The organism is Streptomyces sp. UW30, from assembly GCF_008042075.1.
GTDB lineage: Bacteria > Actinomycetota > Actinomycetes > Streptomycetales > Streptomycetaceae > Streptomyces.
The window spans coordinates 707,172-727,500 of sequence record NZ_RDBN01000037.1 but is presented as its reverse complement, the minus strand read 5'-3'; the positions used below and the strand labels follow the sequence as shown (position 1 = coordinate 727,500).

Here is a 20,329-nt window from a genome sequence, read left to right as displayed (position 1 = left end):
GCTCCCCACAGGCTTACGGGTCAGGTGCGTTACAGGGGGTCGATCCTGAAGTGCGAGAAGGTTGCCGCGCCGGCGTGTCCTGCTCCGGCGGGCGCGAGGGCGAACAGGCCGAGCAGAGCGCCGACCCAGCGCCAGGCAGTGGCGGCGAAGACGGGACCGGACGGGCGCAGGCCCTGTCCGACGTCGTGGAAGAACCGGCACCGCGCCCCGGCCCCGATCTCGATCCGCAGCCGCACCCACCCCTCGGGGGCGAGCCGCGCGTGATCGGCGTCCCGTTCCCTGTCCGCGACCGCCTCCGCGAACCGGTGCACGACATGCGCCTCCCCGTCCGCGTCCCGCTGGAGCCCGATCCAGCCGAACGCGTCCCCGAGCACCGCGAGCCCCGCCCGCGCCCCCGGCTCCCGGCTGTCCAGCCGCAGTTCGACCTGAATCGCGCAGGGCGTGCCCGGCAGCCGCTGGGTGAGGACGCTCGGCACTGAGCGCAGGTCGTGGGCGTCGGCCGAGCGGACGCAGGCCAGTTTCAGACCGTCGCCGGAGTGCTGGGTGGCCCAGCCGTCCTGGGGGTTGGCGGTCCAGGACCACTGGCGGCCGAAGCGTCCGCCGGGGAAGTCGTCGTCGGTGGCGGGCGCGGCGGGCGGCTGCGGCGGCAGGTCGGGCATGCGGTGTACGGCGACGGGGGCACCGTCGTCGCCGAGCACCGGCCAGCCGTCCGTACCCCAGCGCATCGGCTGGAGGTGCACGACCCTGCCGTACGCCCCGCGCTGCTGGAAGTGCAGGAACCAGTCCTCACCGGACGGGGTGCGCACCCAGCCGCCCTGGTGCGGGCCGTTGACGTCGGTGTCCTTCTGTTCGAGGACGATCTTCTCCTCGTACGGCCCGAAGAACCCGCGTGAGCGGAAGGCGCCCTGCCAGCCGGTCTCCACTCCCCCGGCGGGCGCGAGGATCCAGTACCAGCCGTCGTGCTTGTAGAGCTTGGGGCCTTCGAGGGTGAACCAGCCGGGGATGCGGTCGCCGTCGACGATCAGCTTGCCGTCGTCGAGGAGTTCGGTGCCGTCGGGGTGCATCCGGTGGCCGGTGAGGCGGTTCTTGACGCCGGAGCGGGACTTGGCCCAGGCGTGCACGAGGTAGGCCTCGCCGGTCTCGTCGTCCCACAGGGGGCAGGGGTCGATCAGGCCCTTGCCCGGCTTCACCAGGCGCGGGCGGGTCCAGGGGCCGCGGATCTCGGGGGCGTTGACCTGGAAGATGCCCTGGTCGGGGTCGCCCCAGAAGATCCAGAAGCGGTCGTCGTGGTGACGGAGCGACGGAGCCCAGACCCCGCAGTCGTGGCGCGGCCCGGTGAACTCGTGCGCCGGTTCCAGGCGGTCCAGCGCATGGCCGACCAGGGTCCAGTGGACCAGGTCGCGGGAGTGCAGGAGGGGAAGGCCCGGGGCGCGGCCGAAGCTGGAGGCGGTGAGGTAGAAGTCGTCCCCGACGCGGACGACGTCCGGGTCGGACCAGTCGGCGTTCAGGACGGGGTTGGTGTACGTCTCGGTGGTCACGGGCTCACCGCCTTGCGGACCAGGGACGCCGCTTCGAGCCGGCTGACCCGGCCGTCGGCGACGACGGTGACGATCCGGCGTACGGCGGTCTCGCCGGGCGGGATCGGCAGCCGTTCCCGCGACGCGAGGGAGGAACCGACGCCGGGGTACTCCTCGGCACGCACGAACCACGGGTCCCGGCGGGTCTGTTCGGTGGCCCCGGCGAAGATCAGGGTCCAGGTGGAGCCCGCGAGCGCCACCCAGGGGGCGGCCGTCCCGTGGATCTCCCGCTCGCCCTCGCGGTCGACGGTGAACACCTCCGGCGCCGACGCCTCCTTGCGGGCCCGCCAGAAGAAGCCGCCGTATGCCGCGCCGGGGCGGCCGTTGGTGGCGGGGCTGCCGATCGACAGCGGGTCGGAGGTGACGTTGGTCAGGGAGAAGGTGAAGTCCAACGCCCAGGCGAACCGGGTGAGTTCGGTGGCGGCGACCGTACGGCGCTCGCGCAGCAGCTCGGCCCCCGCCGCGACCCAGCGCAGTTCCTCGACGAAGCCGTCGGGGTCGCGCAGCTGGAAGGCGGAGTGCCGCTGGGCGCCGTGGTTGTCCAGCTCCGTCGGGCCCTGGTCGCGCACGAAGGTGCGTCCGCCCCAGAAGTTGGCCCCCTCGACGTCGGGAACGGCCACACCGACGCCGAGGTGGTGTATGTGGTCGGCGGGGCCGATCTCGGTGACCGCCGTGCCGGCCAGGGTGGTGACGGGGTGCAGATACGGGCGCGGGGAGAGACGGGCCGGCAGTTCGGGCCGGGTGACGTACCGGCCGACCGGTCGGCCCGCGACGCGCAGCACCGCGGTGTCGTGGGGAGTCATCAGGTGCTCACCTCTTTCGTTCGCGCCGGGAGCGCCCAGGGGGCGCCCAGCTCGGAGTAGAGGGCGAGGGTGTCGGCGGCGGCCGCGACCAGACCGTCGATGCCGGGCACGACCCGGCGCCGCTCGCCGGGGAGCAGGTGCCAGGCGTCGGCGGGCAGCGGGGTCGGGTCGGGGGCCCGCCGAATCGCTTCAACGACCCTCATGAAGGCGCCGGTCACCTCGGGTGCGACCAGCAGGTCGGTGCCGTCGATCAGGTGCTCGACCAGGTTCTCCAGCAGGTCCGTGCGGCCGTACTCGAACTCCTCGGGGCCGCGGCCCGCCCGCTGGAGCAGGACGCGGTCCTGCTTGTACCAGAAGGTGATCCGGCCTTGATCGCCGTGGACGACGGCGTACGGCTCGTCGGGGTCCTCGGCGCACAGCGTCGCGGCGACGACGACCGGGCGGTCCTGCCTGGTGGTGACGCGGACGCAGGAGGTGTCGTCGGACTCGATGTCGTTGGCGCGCAGCAGCTCGGTCTCGATGCCGGTGACGTCGGCGGCGTGCACCGTGCCGCCCAGCGCGAGGGCGGTGGCGACGGCGTGCGCGAGGGGGTTGGTGAGCACCCCGTCGATGACGTCGACGCCGTTCAGCCTGCGCCTGCCCGCCCAGGGCGCGCGCCGGTAGTACTCCTCGGGGCGCGCCCAGGCGCCCGCGCCGCCGATGCCGACGATCTCGCCGATCGCGCCCTCGGCCATCAGCGTCCGGACCGCGGGCACGGCGTGCGAACCCAGTGACTGGAACCCGATCTGACAGGCGACCCCGGCCTCGGCGACCCCGTCGGCCATGCGCCGGAACTCGGCGTACGACGGGGCGGGCGGCTTCTCCAGCAGGAGGTGCACGCCCCTGCGCGCGGCCGTCAGCGCGAGGTCGGTGTGGGTCGGGATCGGCGTGCAGATGACCGCGACCCTCGCGCCGGTGGAGTCGAGGAGTGCGCCGAAGTCGGCGGACTGCTCCGGCGCACCCGAAGGTGTGACGAGGCCCTCGGGGAGCTCCTCCTCGCTGAGCGGGGTCAGCTCGCAGATCCCCGCCAGCCGCACGATGCCCTTGTCCTGGAGCCGGCGGATGTTGTCCAGGTGCCAGCGGCCGTGGCCGCGCGCGCCCGCCAGCACGATGGGTACGGCAGTGCTCATGGGATCCTCCCTGCGCCCGCGCCGCGTGCCACGGCCCGGTCGGCCGCCTCGGCGCTGTCGATCTTTGTGTGCAGGGTAGGTGTCCAGCCGACGTCGGCCGTGAGGTCGCGCTCGCTGCCGGAGTTGTAGGCGTTGTAGATGGCGAGCAGGTCCACTGGATAGCGGTTGAAGAGGGTGCCTGACTGGTGCAGGGCGGTGCCGTTCCAGCTCTTGACCAGGTCGGCGACCTCGATGTGGCCCGGGGTGTGGAAGGCGTTGTTCTGCGCGAAGATCGCGGACTCGGTCGACACGCCGATCGAGTAGCGGTAGTCGTGCGCGTCGGCCGGGACGACGTAGCGGTTGTTGTATAGGTGCACCTGCCCGAAGCGGACGCGTGGGGCGCGCTGGACGACGGACTCGAACTGGTTGTGGTGCAGGGTGACGCGAAGCCTGCCGCGGTCGCCGGTGGCCGTGTCGCCGTTGCCGATGAGCATCGCCTTGTCGTGGTCGGCGAACCGGCTCCAGGAGACGGTGACCAGGTCGGAGGCGTTGGTGATGTCCAGCAGGCCGTCGTGGCGGAGGTAGTTGCGGCCGAAGTAGGTGGGCTCCTGCTCGTCCAAGTGGCCCTTGTCGCTGAGGGTCACATGGTCGATCCACACATGTGTGGCGCCGCGCAGCCATATGTTGTCGTACGCCGTCTTCCAGTCACCGAGGCCGCCTGTGTTGGGCTGCCACACAGGGAAGCAGTCGTAGGCGTCGCGGAGTTCGAGGTTGCGGACGATGACGTTGTGCGCGTCCTTGAGCTGGAGGCTCGCGCCCTTGAGGACGGCTGAGGTACCGAGCCCGACGATGGTGGTGTGGGAGCCGACGGTGAGCTCGATCCGCTCGGCCTGCCGTGCCGCCGATGCCTGGCGGGCCTCCTCCTGCGGGCCACTGGGCTTGGCGGAGCCCCAGGTGCGGGGGTCGTAGGCGGCCAGGTACTTGCTCGTGCTGTAGCCGTCGGTCGCGTAGTCGGCGCAGTCCAGGTGGTCGCCGTCGCCGTCGGTGTTGGCGTCGATCGTGCCGGCGATCCTGATGATCTTCGGCGTGGCGCTGCCCGCGTCGAGGGCGCGGACCAGCTCACTGCGGTTGCGCACGGTGAAGACGTGGGCGTCGTCGGCGGTGGAACCCCCCGTGGTACCACCGTCGGCCGCGGCCCAGCCGTCGTTCGGGGCGAGGGTGTCACGGCTGATGTCACTCAGCGGGTCGGCAGCGCCGGAAAGGGGCGCGGGGCTGTATCGATATGCGGCTCCGCCGCGGGGCGCGACCAGCCACGACGGTGCCGCAGACGACTGAAGACCCATCGCGGCACCTCCAGCGGAGCTTTTGGCGTCGTCGGCGTGGGCGGGGACGCACAGGAGTCCCAAAAGAGCGGTCAGTGCAGCTGCGTGACGGAGTCTCATCCCTTCACCGCCCCCGCGCTGAAGCCGGTGATCAGCCACTTCTGGATGAAGGCGAACACGATCACCACGGGTACGGCCGCGATGATGCCGCCCGCGGCGAGCGCGCCGAGGTCGACGCTGTCCGCGCCCATCAGGGTGTTGAGGCCGACCGGGATGGTCTGCTTCTCCTGGTTGTTGAGGAACATCAGGGCGAACAGGAAGTGGTTCCAGGAGTGCACGAAGGCGAAGGAGCCGACGGCGATCAGACCGGGCCGCAGCAGGGGCAGCACGACGATCCTGAACGCCGTCATCCGGTTGCAGCCGTCGACCCAGGCCGCCTCCTCCAGGGAGTACGGCACGTTCTTGATGAAGTTGCTGATCAGGATCATCGACAGCGGCAGCTGGAAGACCGTCTCCGCGATGATGACGCTGCCCAGCGAGTTGATCATCTGGAGTTCGGCGAAGATCTCGAACAGCGGCACCAGGAGCAGCGCGCCCGGCACGAACTGGGAGCAGAGCAGGGCGAGCATGAAGGCCCGCTTGATCTTGAAGTTGAAGCGCGCGAGGGCATAGCCGCCGGCCAGCGCGACGAGGGTCGTCATCAGCAGGGTGGCGAGGCCGACGAGGACGCTGTTCTGGAAGTACGTACCGAACGACCGCTCCGTCCAGACCTTCTCGAAGTGGTCGAAGGTCATCGGCCAGGGCACGAGCGAGGTCGAGCCGGCCGGGCGCAGGGAGAAGAGCAGGATCCAGTAGAAGGGGATCAGGGTGAAGACCAGGTAGATCGACAGCGGGAGGTAGATCTGCCAGCGCGGGACCTCGTCGTAGGCGCGGTGCTTCTTGCGCGGACGGGGCGGTTCGGGGGCGGCCGGCACGGGCGCCGGCGCGACCTGAGTGGCTTCCTTGACGCTCACTTGTCCTCACCTCCGAACTTGCTCAGCCGCAGATAGACCATCGAGCAGAAGAGCAGGATCACGAACGCGAYCGTCGTCAGGGCGGACGCGTAGCCGAAGTTGTGTGCGTCGACGCTGGTGTTGGCGATGTAGAGCGGGAGTGTCGTGGTCTCGCCCGCCGGTCCGCCGCCGGTCAGGGTGTAGAGCAGGTCGACGTTGTTGAACTCCCACACCGCGCGCAGCAGCGTGGACAGGACGATCGCGTCCTTGAGGTGGGGCAGCGTGATGTGCCAGAACTGCTTGATGCGGCCGGCCCCGTCGACCTCGGCGGCCTCGTACAGGTCCTTCGAGACGGACTGGAGGTCGGCGAGGATGAGGATCGCGAAGAAGGGCACGCCGCGCCACAGGTCGGCGACGATCGCCGCCGGGAACACGGTGGAGGTGTCCGACAGCCAGCTGGTGCCGTAGGAGCCGATGCCGACGTCGGCGAGGTAACGGGTGATGCCGGTCTGGGAGTTGTAGAGCAGCACCCAGATCGCCGAGGTCAGCACGCCGGAGACGGCCCACGGGGAGAACACGAGCGCGCGGCCCAACCCCCGGCCCACGAAGGTCTGGTTGACGATCAGCGCGAGCGCGAGCCCGAACAGCAGCTGGAGCCCGACCTCGACGAACACCCACTTGGCGCTGAAGACCAGCGTGTCCCAGAACAGCGGGTCCTCGGTGAAGGCGTGGACGAAGTTGTCGAAGCCGGTGAAGCCGTTCCGCCACGGCTTGGTGGGGTTGTACTCCTGCAGGCTGTAGTAGAAGACGCTGATCACCGGGTAGGCGATGAAACCCAGCATGAGCAGGCTCGCCGGGGCGATCAGCAGATACGGGAGCCTGCGCGGGGTGGCGGAGGTACGGCGCCGCCGGGGTGGCGCGGGCGGTTTCGCCACGGCTGCGGCTTGGGCCATGACAGTTCTCCGTTCTCGTGCGTCGTACCGGAAGCGCTTTCCGATCATCGTTCGGGATCTCGACCAAACAGAGCTGAGCTGCGGTCGAGGGGGTGGTTCAACCGGCGTACGGGTCCTGCACCTTGCCGGGCCGCGCGAGGAACTCGAAGTCACAGCCGGTGTCGGCCTGGGTGATCTGTCCGTTGTAGAGCGCGCCGTAGCCGCGCTCGTAGCGCGCGGGCGGCGGTGCCCACTCGGCCCGGCGGCGCTCCAACTCCTCGTCGTCCACGTCGAGTTGGAGGGTGCGGGCCTCGACGTCCAGGGTGATGGTGTCCCCTGTCCGGACCAGGGCCAGCGGCCCGCCGACGTACGACTCCGGCGCCACGTGCAGCACACACGCGCCGTAACTCGTCCCGCTCATCCGGGCGTCGGAGATCCGCACCATGTCCCGTACGCCCTGCTTCAGCAGATGGTCGGGGATCGGCAGCATGCCGTACTCGGGCATGCCCGGGCCGCCCTTGGGCCCGGCGTTGCGCAGTACCAGCACACTGTCGGCGGTGATGCCCAGCGACGGGTCGTTGACGGTCCGCTGCATTGTCTTGTAGTCGTCGAAGACGACTGCGGTCCCGGTGTGCTTCAGCAGGTGCCGTTCGGCGGAGATGTGCTTGATGACGGCGCCGTCCGGGCAGAGGTTGCCGCGCAGCACGGCGACGCCGCCCTCGCCGGCGACCGGGTTCTCGCGGGTGCGGATGACGTCGTCGTGGTGGACGACGGCGCCCTGGAGCTGCTCCCGCAGGGTGCCGTTGACCGTCGGCCGGTCCAGGTGCAGCAGGTCGGTGATCCGGGAGAGGAAGGCGGGCAGACCGCCGGCGAAGTGGAAGTCCTCCATGAGGTACGTCTGTCCGCCGGGCCGCACATTCGCCAGCACCGGGACGGTGCGGGCGATGCGGTCGAAGTCGTCGAGGGTGAGCGGCACTTGGGAGCGTCCGGCCATCGCGATGAGATGGATGACCGCGTTGGTGGAGCCGCCGAGCCCCAGCACCGTGGTGACGGCGTCCTCGAAGGCCTCGCGGGTGAGGATCCCGGACGGCTGGAGGCCGGTCCACGCGAGCTCCACGGCGCGGCGCCCGGAGGCGGCGGCCATGCGCTCGTGCCCGGAGTCGACGGCGGGGATCGAGGAGGCGCCGGGCAGCGTCATGCCGAGGGCTTCCGCAGCCGCGGTCATCGTGGACGCGGTCCCCATGGTCATGCAGTGACCGGGTGAGCGCGCCAACCCGCCCTGGAGTTCGCGGAGTTCGCAGTCGGTCAGGTTGCCGGCGCGGTGCTCGTCCCAGTACTTCCACATGTCGGTACCGGACCCGAGGGTCTCACCGCGCCAGTGCCCCGGCAGCATCGGCCCCGCGGGCACGAAGATCGACGGTACGTCGGCCGAGGCCGCGCCCATGAGCAGCGCCGGTGTCGACTTGTCGCAGCCCCCGAGCAGCACCGCCGCGTCGATCGGGTACGACCTCAGCAGCTCCTCCGTCTCCATGGCGAGGAGGTTGCGGTAGAGCATCGGAGTCGGCTTCTGGTACGTCTCGGAGAGCGTGGCGACCGGGAATTCGAGCGGGAAGCCCCCGGCCTGCCACACCCCCCGCTTGACCGCCTCGGCGCGCTCGCGCAGATGGACGTGGCAGGGGTTGATGTCCGACCAGGTGTTGAGGACGGCGATCACGGGACGGCCCCGGTATTCCTCCGCCTCGTATCCCAGCTGGCGCATGCGGGCGTTGTGCGACCAGGTGCGCAGCTGGCCCTCGGTGCCGTACCACTGATGGCTTCTGAGTTCTTCGGGGCGCTTTCTGCCGGTCGTATCGATCCTGTCGGTCATATGGACCACCCGGCGGCGATGGCGGCGACCTCGGCGCGCCCGTCCTCGGGCAGTTCCCTGCTCGGCGGGCGCACGTCGCGGCGGCACAGGCCGAGGGAGGCGAGGGCCTCCTTGACGACGGTGACGTTGTCGGCGGAGCCGTTCGCGGCGCGCAGCTCCTCGAAGCGGCGGATCTGCTCCCAGACCTTCATGGCGGCCGGATAGTCGCCGGATCGAAGCGCTTCAATCATGTTCAGCGAGACGGACGGGGCGACGTTCACGAGTCCGGAGGTGAAGCCCGTCGCTCCCGCGGAGAAGTACGAGGGGGCGTACGGCTCGGCGAGACCCGCGACCCACACGAAGCGGTCGAGCCCCGCGTCCCGCGCGAAGGCCGCGAACTTGGCGGCGTCCGGGACGGCGTACTTCACGCCGATGACGTTCGGACAGGCGTCGCCGAGTTCGGCGAGGCGGGCACCGCCGAGCTGGGCGTTGCGGATGTACGGCACGACGCCGAGCTCGGGCACGGCCGCGGCGATGGCACGGTGGTAGTCGACCCAGCCGCTCTGAGAGACGTAGGGGTGGACGGGCTGGTGGACCATCACCATCTGCGCGCCGAGTTCGCGGGCGTGCTGTGCGGAGGCGACGGCGGTGGGCACGTCGTGGCCGACGCCGACGAGAATGGCGGCGCGCTCCCCCGCCTCCTCGATGGTCAACTCGGTGACGAGGCGGCGCTCTTCGGGGGTGAGGGTGTAGAACTCGCCGGTGTTGCCATTGGGGGTGAGGGTGGTGACGCCCCCGTCGAGCAGACGACGCAGCAGGGCCCGGTGGGCGTCCTGGTCCACGCGGCCGTCCTCGGCGAACGGGGTCACCGGGATCGCCACCACGTCGGCCAGGGCCGTCCGCTGGGGCTCGAACGTCGCTGTCATGCCGGACCGTCCTCTCCCTGGGCCTCGACTCCCGCGTCCGGGAAGGCCCGTTGCACGAACGACGCGATGTGGGCGTGCAGGGCGCGCGCGGCGCCGTCCGCGTCCCCTTCGAGCGCCAGCCGCAAAATCTCCCGGTGCTCGCCGGCCTCGCGCTCCCAGGAGGGGGAGGCGGCCCAGGCGACGGCGGAGACGAGGGCGGCCTGGTCGCGGACCTCGTCGAGCATCCGGCCGAGCAGCGGGTTGCCGCACGGCAGGTAGAGGGCGCGGTGGAACTCCCGGTTGGCGAGGGAGCGTTCGGCGGTGTCGTCGGCCTCGTCGGCCCGGGTCAGCGCGTCGCGGGCGGCGTCGAGGGAGGCTCCGCGCCGCACGGCCCGCTTGAGCGCCTCGGGCTCCAGCAGCAGCCGCACGTCGTAGACCTCGCGCGCCATGTCCGCGTCCACCATGCGCACCGTGACGCCCTTGTACTGGTTCATCACGACCAGCCCGGTCCCGGCGAGCGTCTTGAGCGCCTCGCGCACCGGGGTCTTCGACACCCCGAACTGCGCGGCGAGCTCGGTCTCCACCAAGGCCTGACCCGGCGTCAACTGCCCGGTGAGGATGCGGCGTTTGATCTCCTCCAGCACGAACTGCGTGCGGGAGGGGATCGGCGTGGGCACAGCGGTCATGCGCGCCTCTCGGATCTTCGCGGGGCCCAGGGGGTGGGCTCGCGTATCGGATCTCACGTATCGCGTCTCATATATGACGTACGAGGTACGACGCGATGAAGGTAGGAGGGGCCCCGCGTTTCGTCAATGCTTCTGACAAAAGGAAGTGGAGGGGGCCGGCCGGGAGTTGGGGGCCGAGCGGGCGTGGAGCAGGTGGCCTTGCATTCATGGTCGGCCGTACGTCGACGAGCTGGCGTGGAGCAGGTGGCCTTCGCGGGGGCGACGGTGGGTCCGCCGGGGGCCGCGGCGGCGTGGAGGGGCGCCGCTTCCGGGTGAGCGCGGGCTCGACGTGGGCGACGTCGGTGGGGGGAGTCTCCGCCGTCGCCTGAAGTGCCGCACCACGCCTGCCGGCCATTTCCGAACTCACATCCGACCATAAGCAGGAGACCACCATTTTCGGCTCTTTGTCGGAGGCCACCGCGCTGGCCAGGACTCARCTCAATCTGCAGTTCGACAACATCCTGAATCGCCCCCTTCAAGCCGGTCCTTGCAGGTCCCTGGCGGGGCTATTTCGGAGCGTCATTCAATCGGAAACCAATCGTGGATCAATTCCAGCCGCCATGGTGCCCCGAAGAGCGACGCCACAGTCGCCCCGCAGCCAGGCGACTGGCGAGAAACCGCAGGTCCAGGCCGGATAGATCGATCAACAGAGGGGTAGGCAAGCACGCGAAGATCCTGGTGATCTTGCGCTCATCGAGAAGACCCGGAGGGAAGTTCATGTCTTTCAGGAACATCTTCGACACCGGCGGAAGTGAAGCCAAATCCGCCGAAGAGTCCGCTCGAAAAGTATCCGAGGATATTCCTGGCGCCCGACCCGAACGGGAAGGGGTTGACCCGGAGCTCTACGACGGCATTCCGAAAGCTGCGCGTGACCCGAAGATCGTGCGTGAAACGTCACCCGAGGCACTCAACATCATGAACAACTTCATCACCCCCCTGTTCAAGAAAACCCAGACAGCAGCCGCCAAGCAACAGGAAGCCAGCGAAGACCCAGAATCGACATCCGGGATGGCGTCGTCGGCCAAGGACGAGGCGTTCAAAAAGGTGGATGCGGAGATCAGGGACGAAGACCGGCCCAAGGTCAGCGACGAAGAACTGAAAGAATTGAGAAAGGATAACCGCGAATCGTCCAAGAACGCCAAAAGGGCTGACGGCGGGTCGGCCGAGGGAGGTCGACAGGCATGAGCGGCGCCATCAAAAACAACGTGAGTACGGCACATCTCGGCGAACGATTCATCCGCCACCCACTGACAGGGCGAAACCTGAAGGAGCTCCACATTGCCGACAAGGCCCCTGCCATCCTGGAGCGGGACAGGGAAAAACTGAAGAGGAAGGCAGAGAGGAAATCACCAGATGGAACGGATCGGTACATCGCTCCCACCGGGTTTTCCTTGAACAAGGGGCGATTCGGTGACTTTCCCGATGGGGAGGACGCGGCACACCAGCGCGGGTGGCTCGCCTACATGACGGTGGGTGTACCGCTTGTCGAAGAGCGGGGCGACATTGCACAGCCCCCTCCCGACGTGATCTCCAAGCAGACGTACGTCAATCGAACCGACCCCACCCCCACCAAATGGTCACACACCGTCGAATTCTCGATTTCGAACACGATCAGCTGGTCACTCCAGGGACAGGTCCAGCTCACCTTCGGGGCAAAGGTCACCGCATCACTGCAGCAGCAATTGCAGAAGAGCATGGCGACGAACCAATCCGAGAAGATCACCCTGAAGAACAGCAAGGACAATCAGGGTGTTGACGCGGAGTCTCAGTCACAGGCGACAAGCACGACAACAGCCACGAGTACCGCCACGGGCACCGGGGAACTGTCGGCACAGCTGATGCTGGGAATCACCGCTTCCGTCAGTGGTTCGTTGACCACTTCGTTCAAAACATCGTCCACGCTGAGCGGGGAAATCGGCAGTCGAGTGGATGTCCTGGCCACGCAGCGACGTCAGGTGAGGAGGTTCGACTACGAATTCCCTGTCTCCTTCGGCGGGTGGGTCGCTCTGTATTACCCCGAGCCGGTAGAGGTCAAGGAGACCCGCCCGGGCGGCCCACAGGCCCGGGAACCGAAGTACGCCAAGGTGATCGCATGGAAACTCGGCGAGACCGGTACGCCCGCGGAGACTTTCGACCTGACCGATGAAGGAAAGCCGTTCGCGCAGAGAGGGGAAGCGGAGGTCGTTTCCACCCTCGCCGGGGTGCACGAGGTGTTCGAGCTTGAAAAGCTCAACTTCGATATGAAGGATCACCCTCTTCACAAGGGCGACGGCACAGTGCAGGAGAGTCCGAGAAAGGCTCCCGTCGAGCTCGCCACCGGGTTGGGGACGGCCGATGGCCTCGCGCTGGACCTGGTGAACCAGAAGGCGTACGTCACCGACAGGTACAGCGGCGGCAAGCTGTACCAGGTGGATCTCACCGGCGGCAAGCCGGACTGGGTCCTGGAGAAGCTGGGACAAGTCAACGATGTGGCGCTGGATTTGCCGGGCAACAAGGCCTACGTCGCCGACTACGGCGGCAAGCGCCTGTTCACGGTGAACCTGTCCGACCGCTCCGCCCCGCCGGTCACGGTCGCCGAGGGCATGCACGCGTACGGCGTCGCGCTGGACCTGCCGGCCAACAAGGCCTATGTCACCGACGTCGAGAGCGGGAAGCTGATCGAGCTCGACCTGAACAGCCAACCGGCGCGGAAGCAGCGCACCTGGGACGTGCCGAGGGCCGCCGGAGTGGCGTTGAACGGGGGCAAGGCGTATGTCGGCCAGTACGACCTCAGCGGGGTGTACGAGGTCGACCTGACGGCAGACGGCGGCGCCCCGCAGGGCGTGGCCACCAACCTCGGGCACAGCGTCCGCGTAGCGCTGGATCGCGCGGTCAACGCCTACGTCTGCGACTCGGCGGGCGGCAAGCTGCACGAGGTCGTCGTCGCCGACGGCGAGGCCAAGGGCCTTCAGCGCGTGGTGGCCGACGGTCTCGGCGGGGTCTGCGGCATCGGGCTGGACCGCGACAAGGGCTGGATCTACGTCAGCAACCGGCAGGGCAAGCTGTTGCGGATCTCCGGCGTGCTGCCCGCCCCCTCGGCACAGTCGTAGGGGCCGCGTAAGGCGAACGCGGAGGGCCTGCCTCATCAGGTAGGGGCCTCTTCGGGCGGGCGCAGGGGACTTCCGCGGTCCCCTGCGCCCGCTCCCCGCGGCTTCGCTACGGCCGACGCCACCCCGGATCCCGGCCGCTCAGCCCCACCGCCCGGTCCAGTAGCGGCGCCGCGTCCGGTACCGGGACCACCGGGCCGAAGATGCCGCCGCCGCGGTCCCCGGCGTCGGCGGCGGCGCGCAGGAAGTCGTAGGACATCTGGAGGGCCGCCGGGTCCGGGGCGTACGGCTGTCCCGTGGCCACGGCCAGGTCCCAGGCGTGGATCACCAGCTCGTCGGCGGCCACCGCGGCCGCCACCGCCCCCGGCAGGTCGACGCCGCCCGCGCGGGTCATGCCGGTCCAGGCGTCCGGGTCGCGCCACACCTCGCCCAGTTCGTCGAGCACCTTGGGCAGCTCCTCGCGCCAGCCGGGGCCGATGTCCGGGGCCGCGGCTTCCGGGCTCGTGTCGGTCGTGGGGCCCAGGTCCTTGCGGCCGGCGTCGCGGAAGGCGACGGACAGGCCGAGCAGGTGGCCCAGCAGATTGCGTACCGCCATGTCGGGGCAGGGCGTCGACGCCGAGAGCTGCTCGTCGGTGACGGCTTCGGCGAGGCGGGCGACGACCCGGGTCTGCGGTCCGAGGTCGAGCGTCGTGTCGGTCATGTGCAGGCTCCTCACAGATCTCTTCCTGAGAGGTGGACCGGCCCGGGCGGCGAAACTCATCGCCGACGGGGAGTCGATCCGGCGCGTGCGGCCGAGGGAACCGGTCGGACCCGCCCCACGCCCAGGCCGCCGCCCCGACCGCAGGCCCTTCCCGCGCTACGGCCGCCACGCCCACCGCAAACCCGCCCTACGCCCCCGCCGCACCGACCTCCGGCTCCCCCACCCGAGCCGGTTCCCCCGGCACCGCGCCCTTGCGCACCCTGGCCCCCCGCACCCACGCCGGCAGCTCCCGCGGTGTCTTCCCGCCCGCGAAGCACCACAGCGCGATCACCGGGTCGCAGATCGCGCAGCCCAGTGACGAGGTGTGGAGGAAGGGGATGATCGGGTTGCCCTTGATGTGGTGGACGATGTCCCACGCGGTGTGCAGCAGCCAGGCGATGCCGATGAAGGTCCACGAGTCCAGGCCGCGGTAGGCGACATAGGTGGCCACCACGGTGAACGCGAATTCCCAGCCGCCCAGACCGCCGCCGCTGAGATAGGCGGCGCCCGCTCCGGCCACCATGACCGCGTTGAAGCGCCGCCGGTGCGGCTCCCGGATGAGGGACATCACAAGGGCGTAGAGGAGACCGACGCCGATGGGCGCGACGTACTGCATGCGAAGTGCCTTTTCCCATGGATGACTTGGACGTTCACCACGCTATGAGCGGGCCCTCATCCGCCCCAGTGGCTGAATCGACAGCTTCCAACGGATTCCCGCCACCCGCCCTACGGCGCGCAGCACGAAGCCCGCGCCGTCTAAGGCACTTCCCCGATCCCCACGCCCCTGCCTTAGCCGCACAGTGGCCTGACATGACGACGACCACCACCTGGGCACTCGCCCGTGTCCTGCGCGACCGCAACGCCGGCCTCTATCTCGCCGGAGTAGTGGTCTCCGGCTTCGGCACCTCGGCGCTGTGGCTGGCTTCCGGCGTATGGGTGAAGGACCTCACCGGCTCCGACGGCCTGGCCGCGCTGTGCATGCTCGCCATGTGGGCGCCCACCCTGGCCGGCCCGCTCCTCGGCACGCTCGCCGACCGCGCGCGTCGCAAGCCCCTGCTGATCGGCGTGAACCTGCTCCTCGCCGCCCTGCTGCCCACCCTCTTCGCGGTCGACTCCCCGGACCGGGTCTGGCTGGTCTTCGCGGTCCTGTTCGTCTACGGCGCCGCGGGCGTCGTCCATGACGCCGCCGAGTCCGCCCTGGTCGCGAACGCCGTCCCCACGCCCCTGCTCGGCGACTTCAACGGGCTGCGCATGACGGCCACCGAGGGCATGAAACTCCTCGCGCCGCTGGCCGGCGCCGGTGTCTACGCGGCGTACGGCGGTGCGAGCGTCGCCCTGCTCGACGCCGTCACGTTCGTGCTCGCGACCGGCCTGTACGCCTGCCTGCGCGTGCGCGAGAGCAGGCCGGAGCCGCCGGCCGGCGGCTGGCGTGAGCAGATGGCCGAGGGCGCCCGCCACCTGTGGACTCATCCCCGGCTGCGCCCGCTCGTCCTGGCCGGCGGCACCACCATGCTGTTCGCCGGGGTCAGCGGGGCGACGATCTACGCCGTCATCGACAGCCTCGGGCACGACCCCGCGTACGCCGGTGTGCTGTACGCCGTCCAGGGTGCCGGCTCGGTCGCGAGCGGGCTGCTCTCGGGCCCCCTCCTGCGCCGGCTCGGCGAACGCCGTTTCGCCGCGTACGGCATCGTCCTGACGGCCACCGCGGCCGGCCTGCGCGCGATCCCGTCCGATCCGGTGGCCCTGGTCTGCAGCGCGGCGAGCGGCGTGGGGCTGCCCTGTGTGCTGATCGCCGCGCTCACAGCCGTGCAGCGCGAGACACCGGACGCCCTGCTCGGACGTACGGCCGCCACGGCCAACACGCTCGTCTTCTCGCCGAACGTCATCGGGCTCGCGGCGGGGGCGGCCCTGGTCGAGCTGCTCGACGTGCGACTGCTGTTGGCCGTCCTCGGCCCGGCGTGGCTGCTGGCCGCCGTACCGCTACTTCAGAGCGCGGCGAGCCCCTCCCGGACCGCCACCAGGTCCCCGTCGGACGCCAACCCCGCGTGATAGAGCCGGATCTGAGTGGCGCCCAGCTCACGCGCGCGTGCCGCGTCCGACGCGAGCGTGCCCGGGCTGCCGCCCATCCCGGAGACCACGCCCAGGTTGGCGGCGATGACCGCGCCCTCGCGTCCCTGCTCGGCGAAGGGCGTGAGCAGGCCGGGGCCGCCCGCGCAGGGCACGACGACGCCGTCCGCGACGGACAGGATGTGTGCGGGGTCGACGCCGGCGTTGGCGCCGACGTGGTAGGTCACCGGGTCGGCGTGCAGCAGCACCTGGAAGCCGTCGGGAGCAGCCTCGCGAACCGCCCGGACGGCCGCCTCCTGGAGGGTTCTGGCGGTTTCGTCCCGCCACGCGCGCGTGGCCGCCGCCGTCCGCGAACCGAGCAGCTTCTCGACCCCGGCCCAGCCCTCGTCCTCCTGCGTCCCCTGCCACAGCGGCTGAAGGGCGTCCCGTACGGCGGCCGCCAGCTCGTCGGCGTCCAGGCCCTGATCGCCGTAGCCCTCCTTGCAGGTCGGGCAGAAGCAGAGCGCCATCAGGTACTGCCCGGCGTCCCCGAGCGGGACCCCGGCGGTCTTGTCGTGGGCGTGCAGATGCTGGAGCCCGTACCAGCCGAGGGACTCCAGCTCGGTGCCGCGGGCCCCGGGCCGTACGGCGGCCTCGGCGGCCAGCTCGACGAGGTACGCGCGCGTGGCGGGCTGTGCGATGCACGGGGCCCACGGGTAGCGGTCGCCGTAGGCGTTGACGACCGAGGTGTCCGGATGGTCGGCGCCCATGCGGGAGTTGTGCGCGAGGACCACCCAGGTGTGCACCTCCAGGCCGGCGTCCGTGAGCGCGGCGGCCGCCTCGCCGAAGGCGTCCGCGGGCGCCCAGTCCCCGGCCGGGTAGGGGCGCAGCTCACGGCCCTCCCACCGGGCGTCCGTCGGGTACAGGACGGCCGCGTGCTCGGCGGTGACGATGCGGTGGCGCGGGTGGCGGGGGGTGAGGGCGCGGGTGGAGTGGTAGGCGGCGGCGAGCGTCACCTGGCGCACGCCGAGGGCGGCGATCCTTCCGGGTGCCTGCGGGTCTCCGTTGACGTCCCAGGGGTAGACGAATGCCGACGCCTTCACTTGGTTTCCTCCGGGTCCTTCTCCAGCAGCGTGTAGCCGCGCTCGATCACCTGGGCGAGCTGCTTGACATGGTCCTCGCTCGGCTCGTGCAGCGGCGGCCGGACCTCCCCTACGTCGAGCCCGCGCAGCCGTACGCCCGCCTTGACGAGGGCGACGGCGTATCCGCGGCCCTGGGCGCGCAGTTCGACGAACGGGCGGTAGAAGCCGTCCAGGAGGCGGTTGGCCGTGGTGTCGTCGCCCGCCTCCAGCGCCTCGTAGAAGGCGAGGGCGATCTCCGGGGCGAAGCAGAACACGGCGGAGGAGTAGAGCGTGACGCCGAGGGCGCGGTAGGCGAGCTGGGTCTGTTCGGCGGTCGGCAGGCCGTTGAAGTAGAGGAACTCGCCGGGGAACTCGGTGCGTACGGCGCTGACGATCCGCTGCATCAGGTCCAGGTCGCCGAGGCCGTCCTTGAGGCCGATGACGCCGTCCGTGCGGGCCAGTTCGACGACGGTTTCCGGGGTGAACACGGCGTTGTCGCGCTGGTAGACGATGACGGGGAGTCCGCTCGCCGCGGCGATCTCCCGGTAGTGCCGCAGCAGCCCCTCCTGCCCGGCGACGACGAGATACGGCGGCATGGCGAGCAGCCCGTCCGCGCCGGCTCCCTCGGCGAGCCGGGCGTACCTGACGGCGAGAGCGGTGCCGTATCCGGCGCCGGCGACGACCGGCACGCGGCCCTGCGTCGCCTCGACGGCCGCCCGCACGCACGCCTCGTACTCCTCGGGCGTGAGGGCGTGGAACTCGCCGGTGCCGCAGCACGCGAACACGGCGGCGGCTCCGGCCTCGACGCCGCGGCGCACATGGGTGCGGTAGGTGTCGAGGTCGACCGAGCCGTCGGGGCCGTAGGCGGTGACCGGGAAGAACAGCGGCCCGCCGGGGATGCTCAGGCGTGCGGCGAGGGGGGCTGGCGTCACGGGCTCTCCCTAGAACAGGCGCTCACGTTTCTGATCCATGTCCATATTCTTGAACAAAGCCAGCCTATGGAGCCCCGTTAAGGCCGGTCAAGCGCGCGTGCGGGCAACACGGCACCGGATTCACCGACTCCGCGCGACACTTGACGTGATCGACGGACCATCCTTAGCTTGTCCATGCATATGAATATCGTCCACGCATGCGGCCGCTGAGCCAAGGAGCCCCCAGGATGCCCGCACCCCGCACCGTTCTGCTCACCGGCGCCGCCGGCGGCCTCGGCACCCTGATGCGGGACCTGCTCCCGGCGTACGGCTACGAGCTGCGGCTGCTCGACCTGCGCCCCGTCGAGGGCGCGGCGGACGCGATCGTCGCCGACCTCGCCGACCGGGAGGCGCTGCGCGAGGCCGTGCGGGGCGTCGACGCGATCATCCATCTCGCGGGCATCTCCCTGGAAGCCCCGTTCGACAAGATCCTCCGGGCGAACATCGAGGGCACGTACAACCTGTACGAGGCGGCCCGCGAGGAGGGCGTCGGACGGGTCGTCTTCGCCTCCTCCAACCACGCGGTCGGCTTCACGCCCCGCCCCGAGGGCACCGCCCCGCACGACGCGAGCGCCCTGATCCCCATCGACACCCCGCGCCGCCCGGACACCTTCTACGGCCTGTCCAAGTCCTTCGGCGAGGACCTCGCGCAGTTCTACTGGGACAAGCACGGCCTGGAGACGGTGTCCGTGCGCATCGGCTCGTGCTTCCCGGAGCCGACCAGCGTCCGCATGCTCTCGGTGTGGATGAGCCCGGCCGACGGCGCCCGCCTCCTGCACGCGGCCCTGACCGCCGAGGACGTCGAGCACACGGTCGTCTACGGCTCCTCCGCGAACACGCGGCTGTGGTGGGACCTGAGCAGCGCCCGCTCCCTCGGCTACGAGCCGCAGGACGACTCCGAGCCGTACGCCGAGAAGCTGATCGCCGAGCAGGGCGAGCTCGACCCGGGGAACATCGCGCAGGCCTACCTGGGCGGCCACTTCGTGAGCGACCCTCCGATCTGGCCGTACTGACCGAAACGAGCAGCCACGAAGGGGCGGGCGGGCACCGAACGGGCCCGCCCGCCCCCGTATTCGGGCGCCGCACGCGCCCGATCCCACCCGTTCCACCACAACCACGCAGGTCCGAGACGGTCACAGCACACGGTGAACGGGCACACACGGGCAGCATCGGACCTGCAACAGAGCTGGTCAGTGCCGGACAACCCGCTGTAGAACTTCCCCCAAGGGCCTCACCGGGCCCGAACGGGCAGCCAAGCGGAAKGCGAGTGTCGGCCATGACCACGAGAACGGCGGAAGAACGCCAACGCGAGATCGTGCTGGCCGCACGCCGTGACGGCTCGGTCGACGTCACCGCGCTCGCCACCGAGCTGGGCGTGGCGAAGGAGACCGTACGGCGGGACCTGCGCCTCCTGGAGGACCACGGGCTGCTCCGCCGTACCCATGGCGGCGCCTACCCGGTGGAGAGCGCCGGCTTCGAGACGACGCTCGCCTTCCGCGCCACCAGCCATGTCCCCGAGAAGCGCCGGATCGCGAGCGCCGCGGCCGAGCTGCTGGGGGACGCCGAGACGGTCTTCGTCGACGAGGGCTTCACCCCACAGCTCATCGCCGAGGCCCTGCCCCTGGACCGGCCGCTGACCGTGGTCACCGCGTCCCTGCCGGTCGCGGGCGCGCTCGCCGAGACCGAGAACGCCTCCGTGCTGCTGCTCGGCGGCCGGGTGCGGTCCGGCACGCTCGCCACGGTCGACCACTGGACGACCAAGATGCTGGCCGGCTTCGTCGTCGACCTGGCCTTCATCGGCGCCAACGGCATCTCCCGCGAGCACGGCCTGACCACCCCCGATCCGGCCGTCAGCGAGGTCAAGGCGCAGGCGATCCGGGCCGCGCGCCGCACGGTGTTCGCGGGCGTGCACACCAAGTTCGGAGCGGTCAGCTTCTGCCGGTTCGCGGACATCGGCACGCTGGAGACGATCGTGACGAGCACGCTGCTCCCGGCGGCCGAGGCGCACCGCTACTCACTGCTGGGCCCCCAGGTCATCCGCGTCTGAGAAACACCCACTCCCCTGGGTCAGCCACACCTCCGACTGCCCTTTATCCCCCCATATATCCCCTTCATG

General features: G+C 70.2%; 18 protein-coding genes. 5 read left to right on the top strand and 13 right to left on the bottom strand.

The genetic code is table 11. The features are described from left to right. Window positions 1-29 precede the first annotated feature (29 nt). The 9 genes from EAO75_RS21910 to EAO75_RS21870 all read right to left on the bottom strand — a co-directional run bounded on the left by EAO75_RS21910 (window position 30) and on the right by EAO75_RS21870 (window position 10,211). A complete protein-coding gene (locus EAO75_RS21910) occupies window positions 30-1,538 on the bottom strand; it encodes a glycoside hydrolase 43 family protein (protein WP_147996756.1) in 1,509 nt (502 codons plus the stop codon). After that, window positions 1,535-2,380, bottom strand: coding sequence for a PmoA family protein (locus tag EAO75_RS21905; protein WP_147996755.1), 846 nt, complete (start codon window positions 2,378-2,380; stop codon window positions 1,535-1,537). Before EAO75_RS21905 ends, EAO75_RS21910 begins: the two co-directional genes overlap by 4 nt. After that, window positions 2,380-3,549 (bottom strand): Gfo/Idh/MocA family protein, encoded by a 1,170-nt coding sequence (locus EAO75_RS21900; protein ID WP_147996754.1) that lies wholly within the window; start codon window positions 3,547-3,549, stop codon window positions 2,380-2,382. Before EAO75_RS21900 ends, EAO75_RS21905 begins: the two co-directional genes overlap by 1 nt. Next, window positions 3,546-4,871 (bottom strand): polysaccharide lyase family 1 protein, encoded by a 1,326-nt coding sequence (locus EAO75_RS21895; protein ID WP_261989378.1) that lies wholly within the window; start codon window positions 4,869-4,871, stop codon window positions 3,546-3,548. Before EAO75_RS21895 ends, EAO75_RS21900 begins: the two co-directional genes overlap by 4 nt. A gap of 95 nt (window positions 4,872-4,966) precedes the next feature. Beyond that, complete coding sequence (locus EAO75_RS21890) at window positions 4,967-5,863, bottom strand: carbohydrate ABC transporter permease (RefSeq protein ID WP_147996753.1); 897 nt, start codon at window positions 5,861-5,863, stop codon at window positions 4,967-4,969. Next, window positions 5,860-6,795 (bottom strand): carbohydrate ABC transporter permease, encoded by a 936-nt coding sequence (locus tag EAO75_RS21885; protein ID WP_147996752.1) that lies wholly within the window; start codon window positions 6,793-6,795, stop codon window positions 5,860-5,862. Before EAO75_RS21885 ends, EAO75_RS21890 begins: the two co-directional genes overlap by 4 nt. A gap of 97 nt (window positions 6,796-6,892) precedes the next feature. Continuing rightward, window positions 6,893-8,641: an L-arabinonate dehydratase gene (gene araD / locus EAO75_RS21880; protein ID WP_147996751.1), complete on the bottom strand. Its 1,749-nt coding sequence runs from the start codon at window positions 8,639-8,641 to the stop codon at window positions 6,893-6,895. Further along, window positions 8,638-9,546, bottom strand: a complete 909-nt coding sequence (locus EAO75_RS21875) for a dihydrodipicolinate synthase family protein (protein ID WP_147996750.1) — start codon at window positions 9,544-9,546, stop codon at window positions 8,638-8,640. Before EAO75_RS21875 ends, araD begins: the two co-directional genes overlap by 4 nt. Continuing rightward, window positions 9,543-10,211 (bottom strand): GntR family transcriptional regulator, encoded by a 669-nt coding sequence (locus tag EAO75_RS21870; RefSeq protein ID WP_147996749.1) that lies wholly within the window; start codon window positions 10,209-10,211, stop codon window positions 9,543-9,545. The genes EAO75_RS21875 and EAO75_RS21870 overlap by 4 nt, the downstream gene beginning before the upstream one ends. Before the next feature lie 756 nt (window positions 10,212-10,967). Here EAO75_RS21870 and EAO75_RS21865 point away from each other — a divergent pair. Next, on the top strand, window positions 10,968-11,435 hold the full coding sequence (locus EAO75_RS21865; protein ID WP_147996748.1) for a hypothetical protein: 468 nt from the start codon (window positions 10,968-10,970) through the stop codon (window positions 11,433-11,435). Continuing rightward, window positions 11,432-13,339, top strand: coding sequence for a YncE family protein (locus EAO75_RS21860; protein ID WP_147996747.1), 1,908 nt, complete (start codon window positions 11,432-11,434; stop codon window positions 13,337-13,339). Before EAO75_RS21865 ends, EAO75_RS21860 begins: the two co-directional genes overlap by 4 nt. A gap of 106 nt (window positions 13,340-13,445) precedes the next feature. Here EAO75_RS21860 and EAO75_RS21855 read toward each other — a convergent pair whose 3' ends face one another. Continuing rightward, window positions 13,446-14,036 carry a TIGR03086 family metal-binding protein gene (locus tag EAO75_RS21855; RefSeq protein ID WP_147996746.1) on the bottom strand — a complete coding sequence of 197 codons (591 nt, stop codon included), beginning with the start codon at window positions 14,034-14,036 and terminating at the stop codon, window positions 13,446-13,448. A gap of 187 nt (window positions 14,037-14,223) precedes the next feature. Then, the gene (locus EAO75_RS21850) at window positions 14,224-14,691 is read right to left on the bottom strand and encodes a DUF6010 family protein (RefSeq protein WP_147996745.1); all 468 of its coding nucleotides are present in this window, start codon (window positions 14,689-14,691) and stop codon (window positions 14,224-14,226) included. Window positions 14,692-14,885: 194 nt separating this feature from the next. On the opposite strand from EAO75_RS21850, the gene EAO75_RS21845 reads away from it, so the two are divergent. Continuing rightward, window positions 14,886-16,124, top strand: a complete 1,239-nt coding sequence (locus EAO75_RS21845; protein WP_147996744.1) for an MFS transporter — start codon at window positions 14,886-14,888, stop codon at window positions 16,122-16,124. On the opposite strand, the gene EAO75_RS21840 is transcribed toward EAO75_RS21845, so the two are convergent. Both EAO75_RS21840 and EAO75_RS21835 read right to left on the bottom strand, forming a co-directional pair. Then, entirely contained in the window at window positions 16,061-17,224 is a 1,164-nt protein-coding gene (locus EAO75_RS21840; protein ID WP_147996743.1) for a hypothetical protein, read from the bottom strand. The two genes, EAO75_RS21845 and EAO75_RS21840, sit on opposite strands and share 64 nt — an antisense overlap. Next, complete coding sequence (locus tag EAO75_RS21835) at window positions 17,221-18,174, bottom strand: 5-dehydro-4-deoxyglucarate dehydratase (RefSeq protein WP_147996742.1); 954 nt, start codon at window positions 18,172-18,174, stop codon at window positions 17,221-17,223. The genes EAO75_RS21840 and EAO75_RS21835 overlap by 4 nt, the downstream gene beginning before the upstream one ends. A gap of 227 nt (window positions 18,175-18,401) precedes the next feature. Here EAO75_RS21835 and EAO75_RS21830 point away from each other — a divergent pair, with 227 nt between their 5' ends. Then, a complete protein-coding gene (locus EAO75_RS21830) occupies window positions 18,402-19,226 on the top strand; it encodes an NAD-dependent epimerase/dehydratase family protein (protein ID WP_147996741.1) in 825 nt (274 codons plus the stop codon). Window positions 19,227-19,489: 263 nt separating this feature from the next. After that, a complete protein-coding gene (locus EAO75_RS21825) occupies window positions 19,490-20,260 on the top strand; it encodes a DeoR/GlpR family DNA-binding transcription regulator (RefSeq protein ID WP_147996740.1) in 771 nt (256 codons plus the stop codon). The last annotated feature ends 69 nt before the right edge of the window (window positions 20,261-20,329 follow it).

Coding starts and splice junctions, on each gene's coding strand:
- EAO75_RS21905 (WP_147996755.1), bottom strand. CDS start 2,380: ATGACTCCCCACGACACCGCGGTGCTGCGCGTCGCGGGCCGACCGGTC.
- EAO75_RS21900 (WP_147996754.1), bottom strand. CDS start 3,549: ATGAGCACTGCCGTACCCATCGTGCTGGCGGGCGCGCGCGGCCACGGC.
- EAO75_RS21895 (WP_261989378.1), bottom strand. CDS start 4,871: ATGGGTCTTCAGTCGTCTGCGGCACCGTCGTGGCTGGTCGCGCCCCGC.
- araD (WP_147996751.1), bottom strand. CDS start 8,641: ATGACCGACAGGATCGATACGACCGGCAGAAAGCGCCCCGAAGAACTC.
- EAO75_RS21875 (WP_147996750.1), bottom strand. CDS start 9,546: ATGACAGCGACGTTCGAGCCCCAGCGGACGGCCCTGGCCGACGTGGTG.
- EAO75_RS21870 (WP_147996749.1), bottom strand. CDS start 10,211: ATGACCGCTGTGCCCACGCCGATCCCCTCCCGCACGCAGTTCGTGCTG.
- EAO75_RS21865 (WP_147996748.1), top strand. CDS start 10,968: ATGTCTTTCAGGAACATCTTCGACACCGGCGGAAGTGAAGCCAAATCC.
- EAO75_RS21860 (WP_147996747.1), top strand. CDS start 11,432: ATGAGCGGCGCCATCAAAAACAACGTGAGTACGGCACATCTCGGCGAA.
- EAO75_RS21855 (WP_147996746.1), bottom strand. CDS start 14,036: ATGACCGACACGACGCTCGACCTCGGACCGCAGACCCGGGTCGTCGCC.
- EAO75_RS21850 (WP_147996745.1), bottom strand. CDS start 14,691: ATGCAGTACGTCGCGCCCATCGGCGTCGGTCTCCTCTACGCCCTTGTG.
- EAO75_RS21845 (WP_147996744.1), top strand. CDS start 14,886: ATGACGACGACCACCACCTGGGCACTCGCCCGTGTCCTGCGCGACCGC.
- EAO75_RS21830 (WP_147996741.1), top strand. CDS start 18,402: ATGCCCGCACCCCGCACCGTTCTGCTCACCGGCGCCGCCGGCGGCCTC.
- EAO75_RS21825 (WP_147996740.1), top strand. CDS start 19,490: ATGACCACGAGAACGGCGGAAGAACGCCAACGCGAGATCGTGCTGGCC.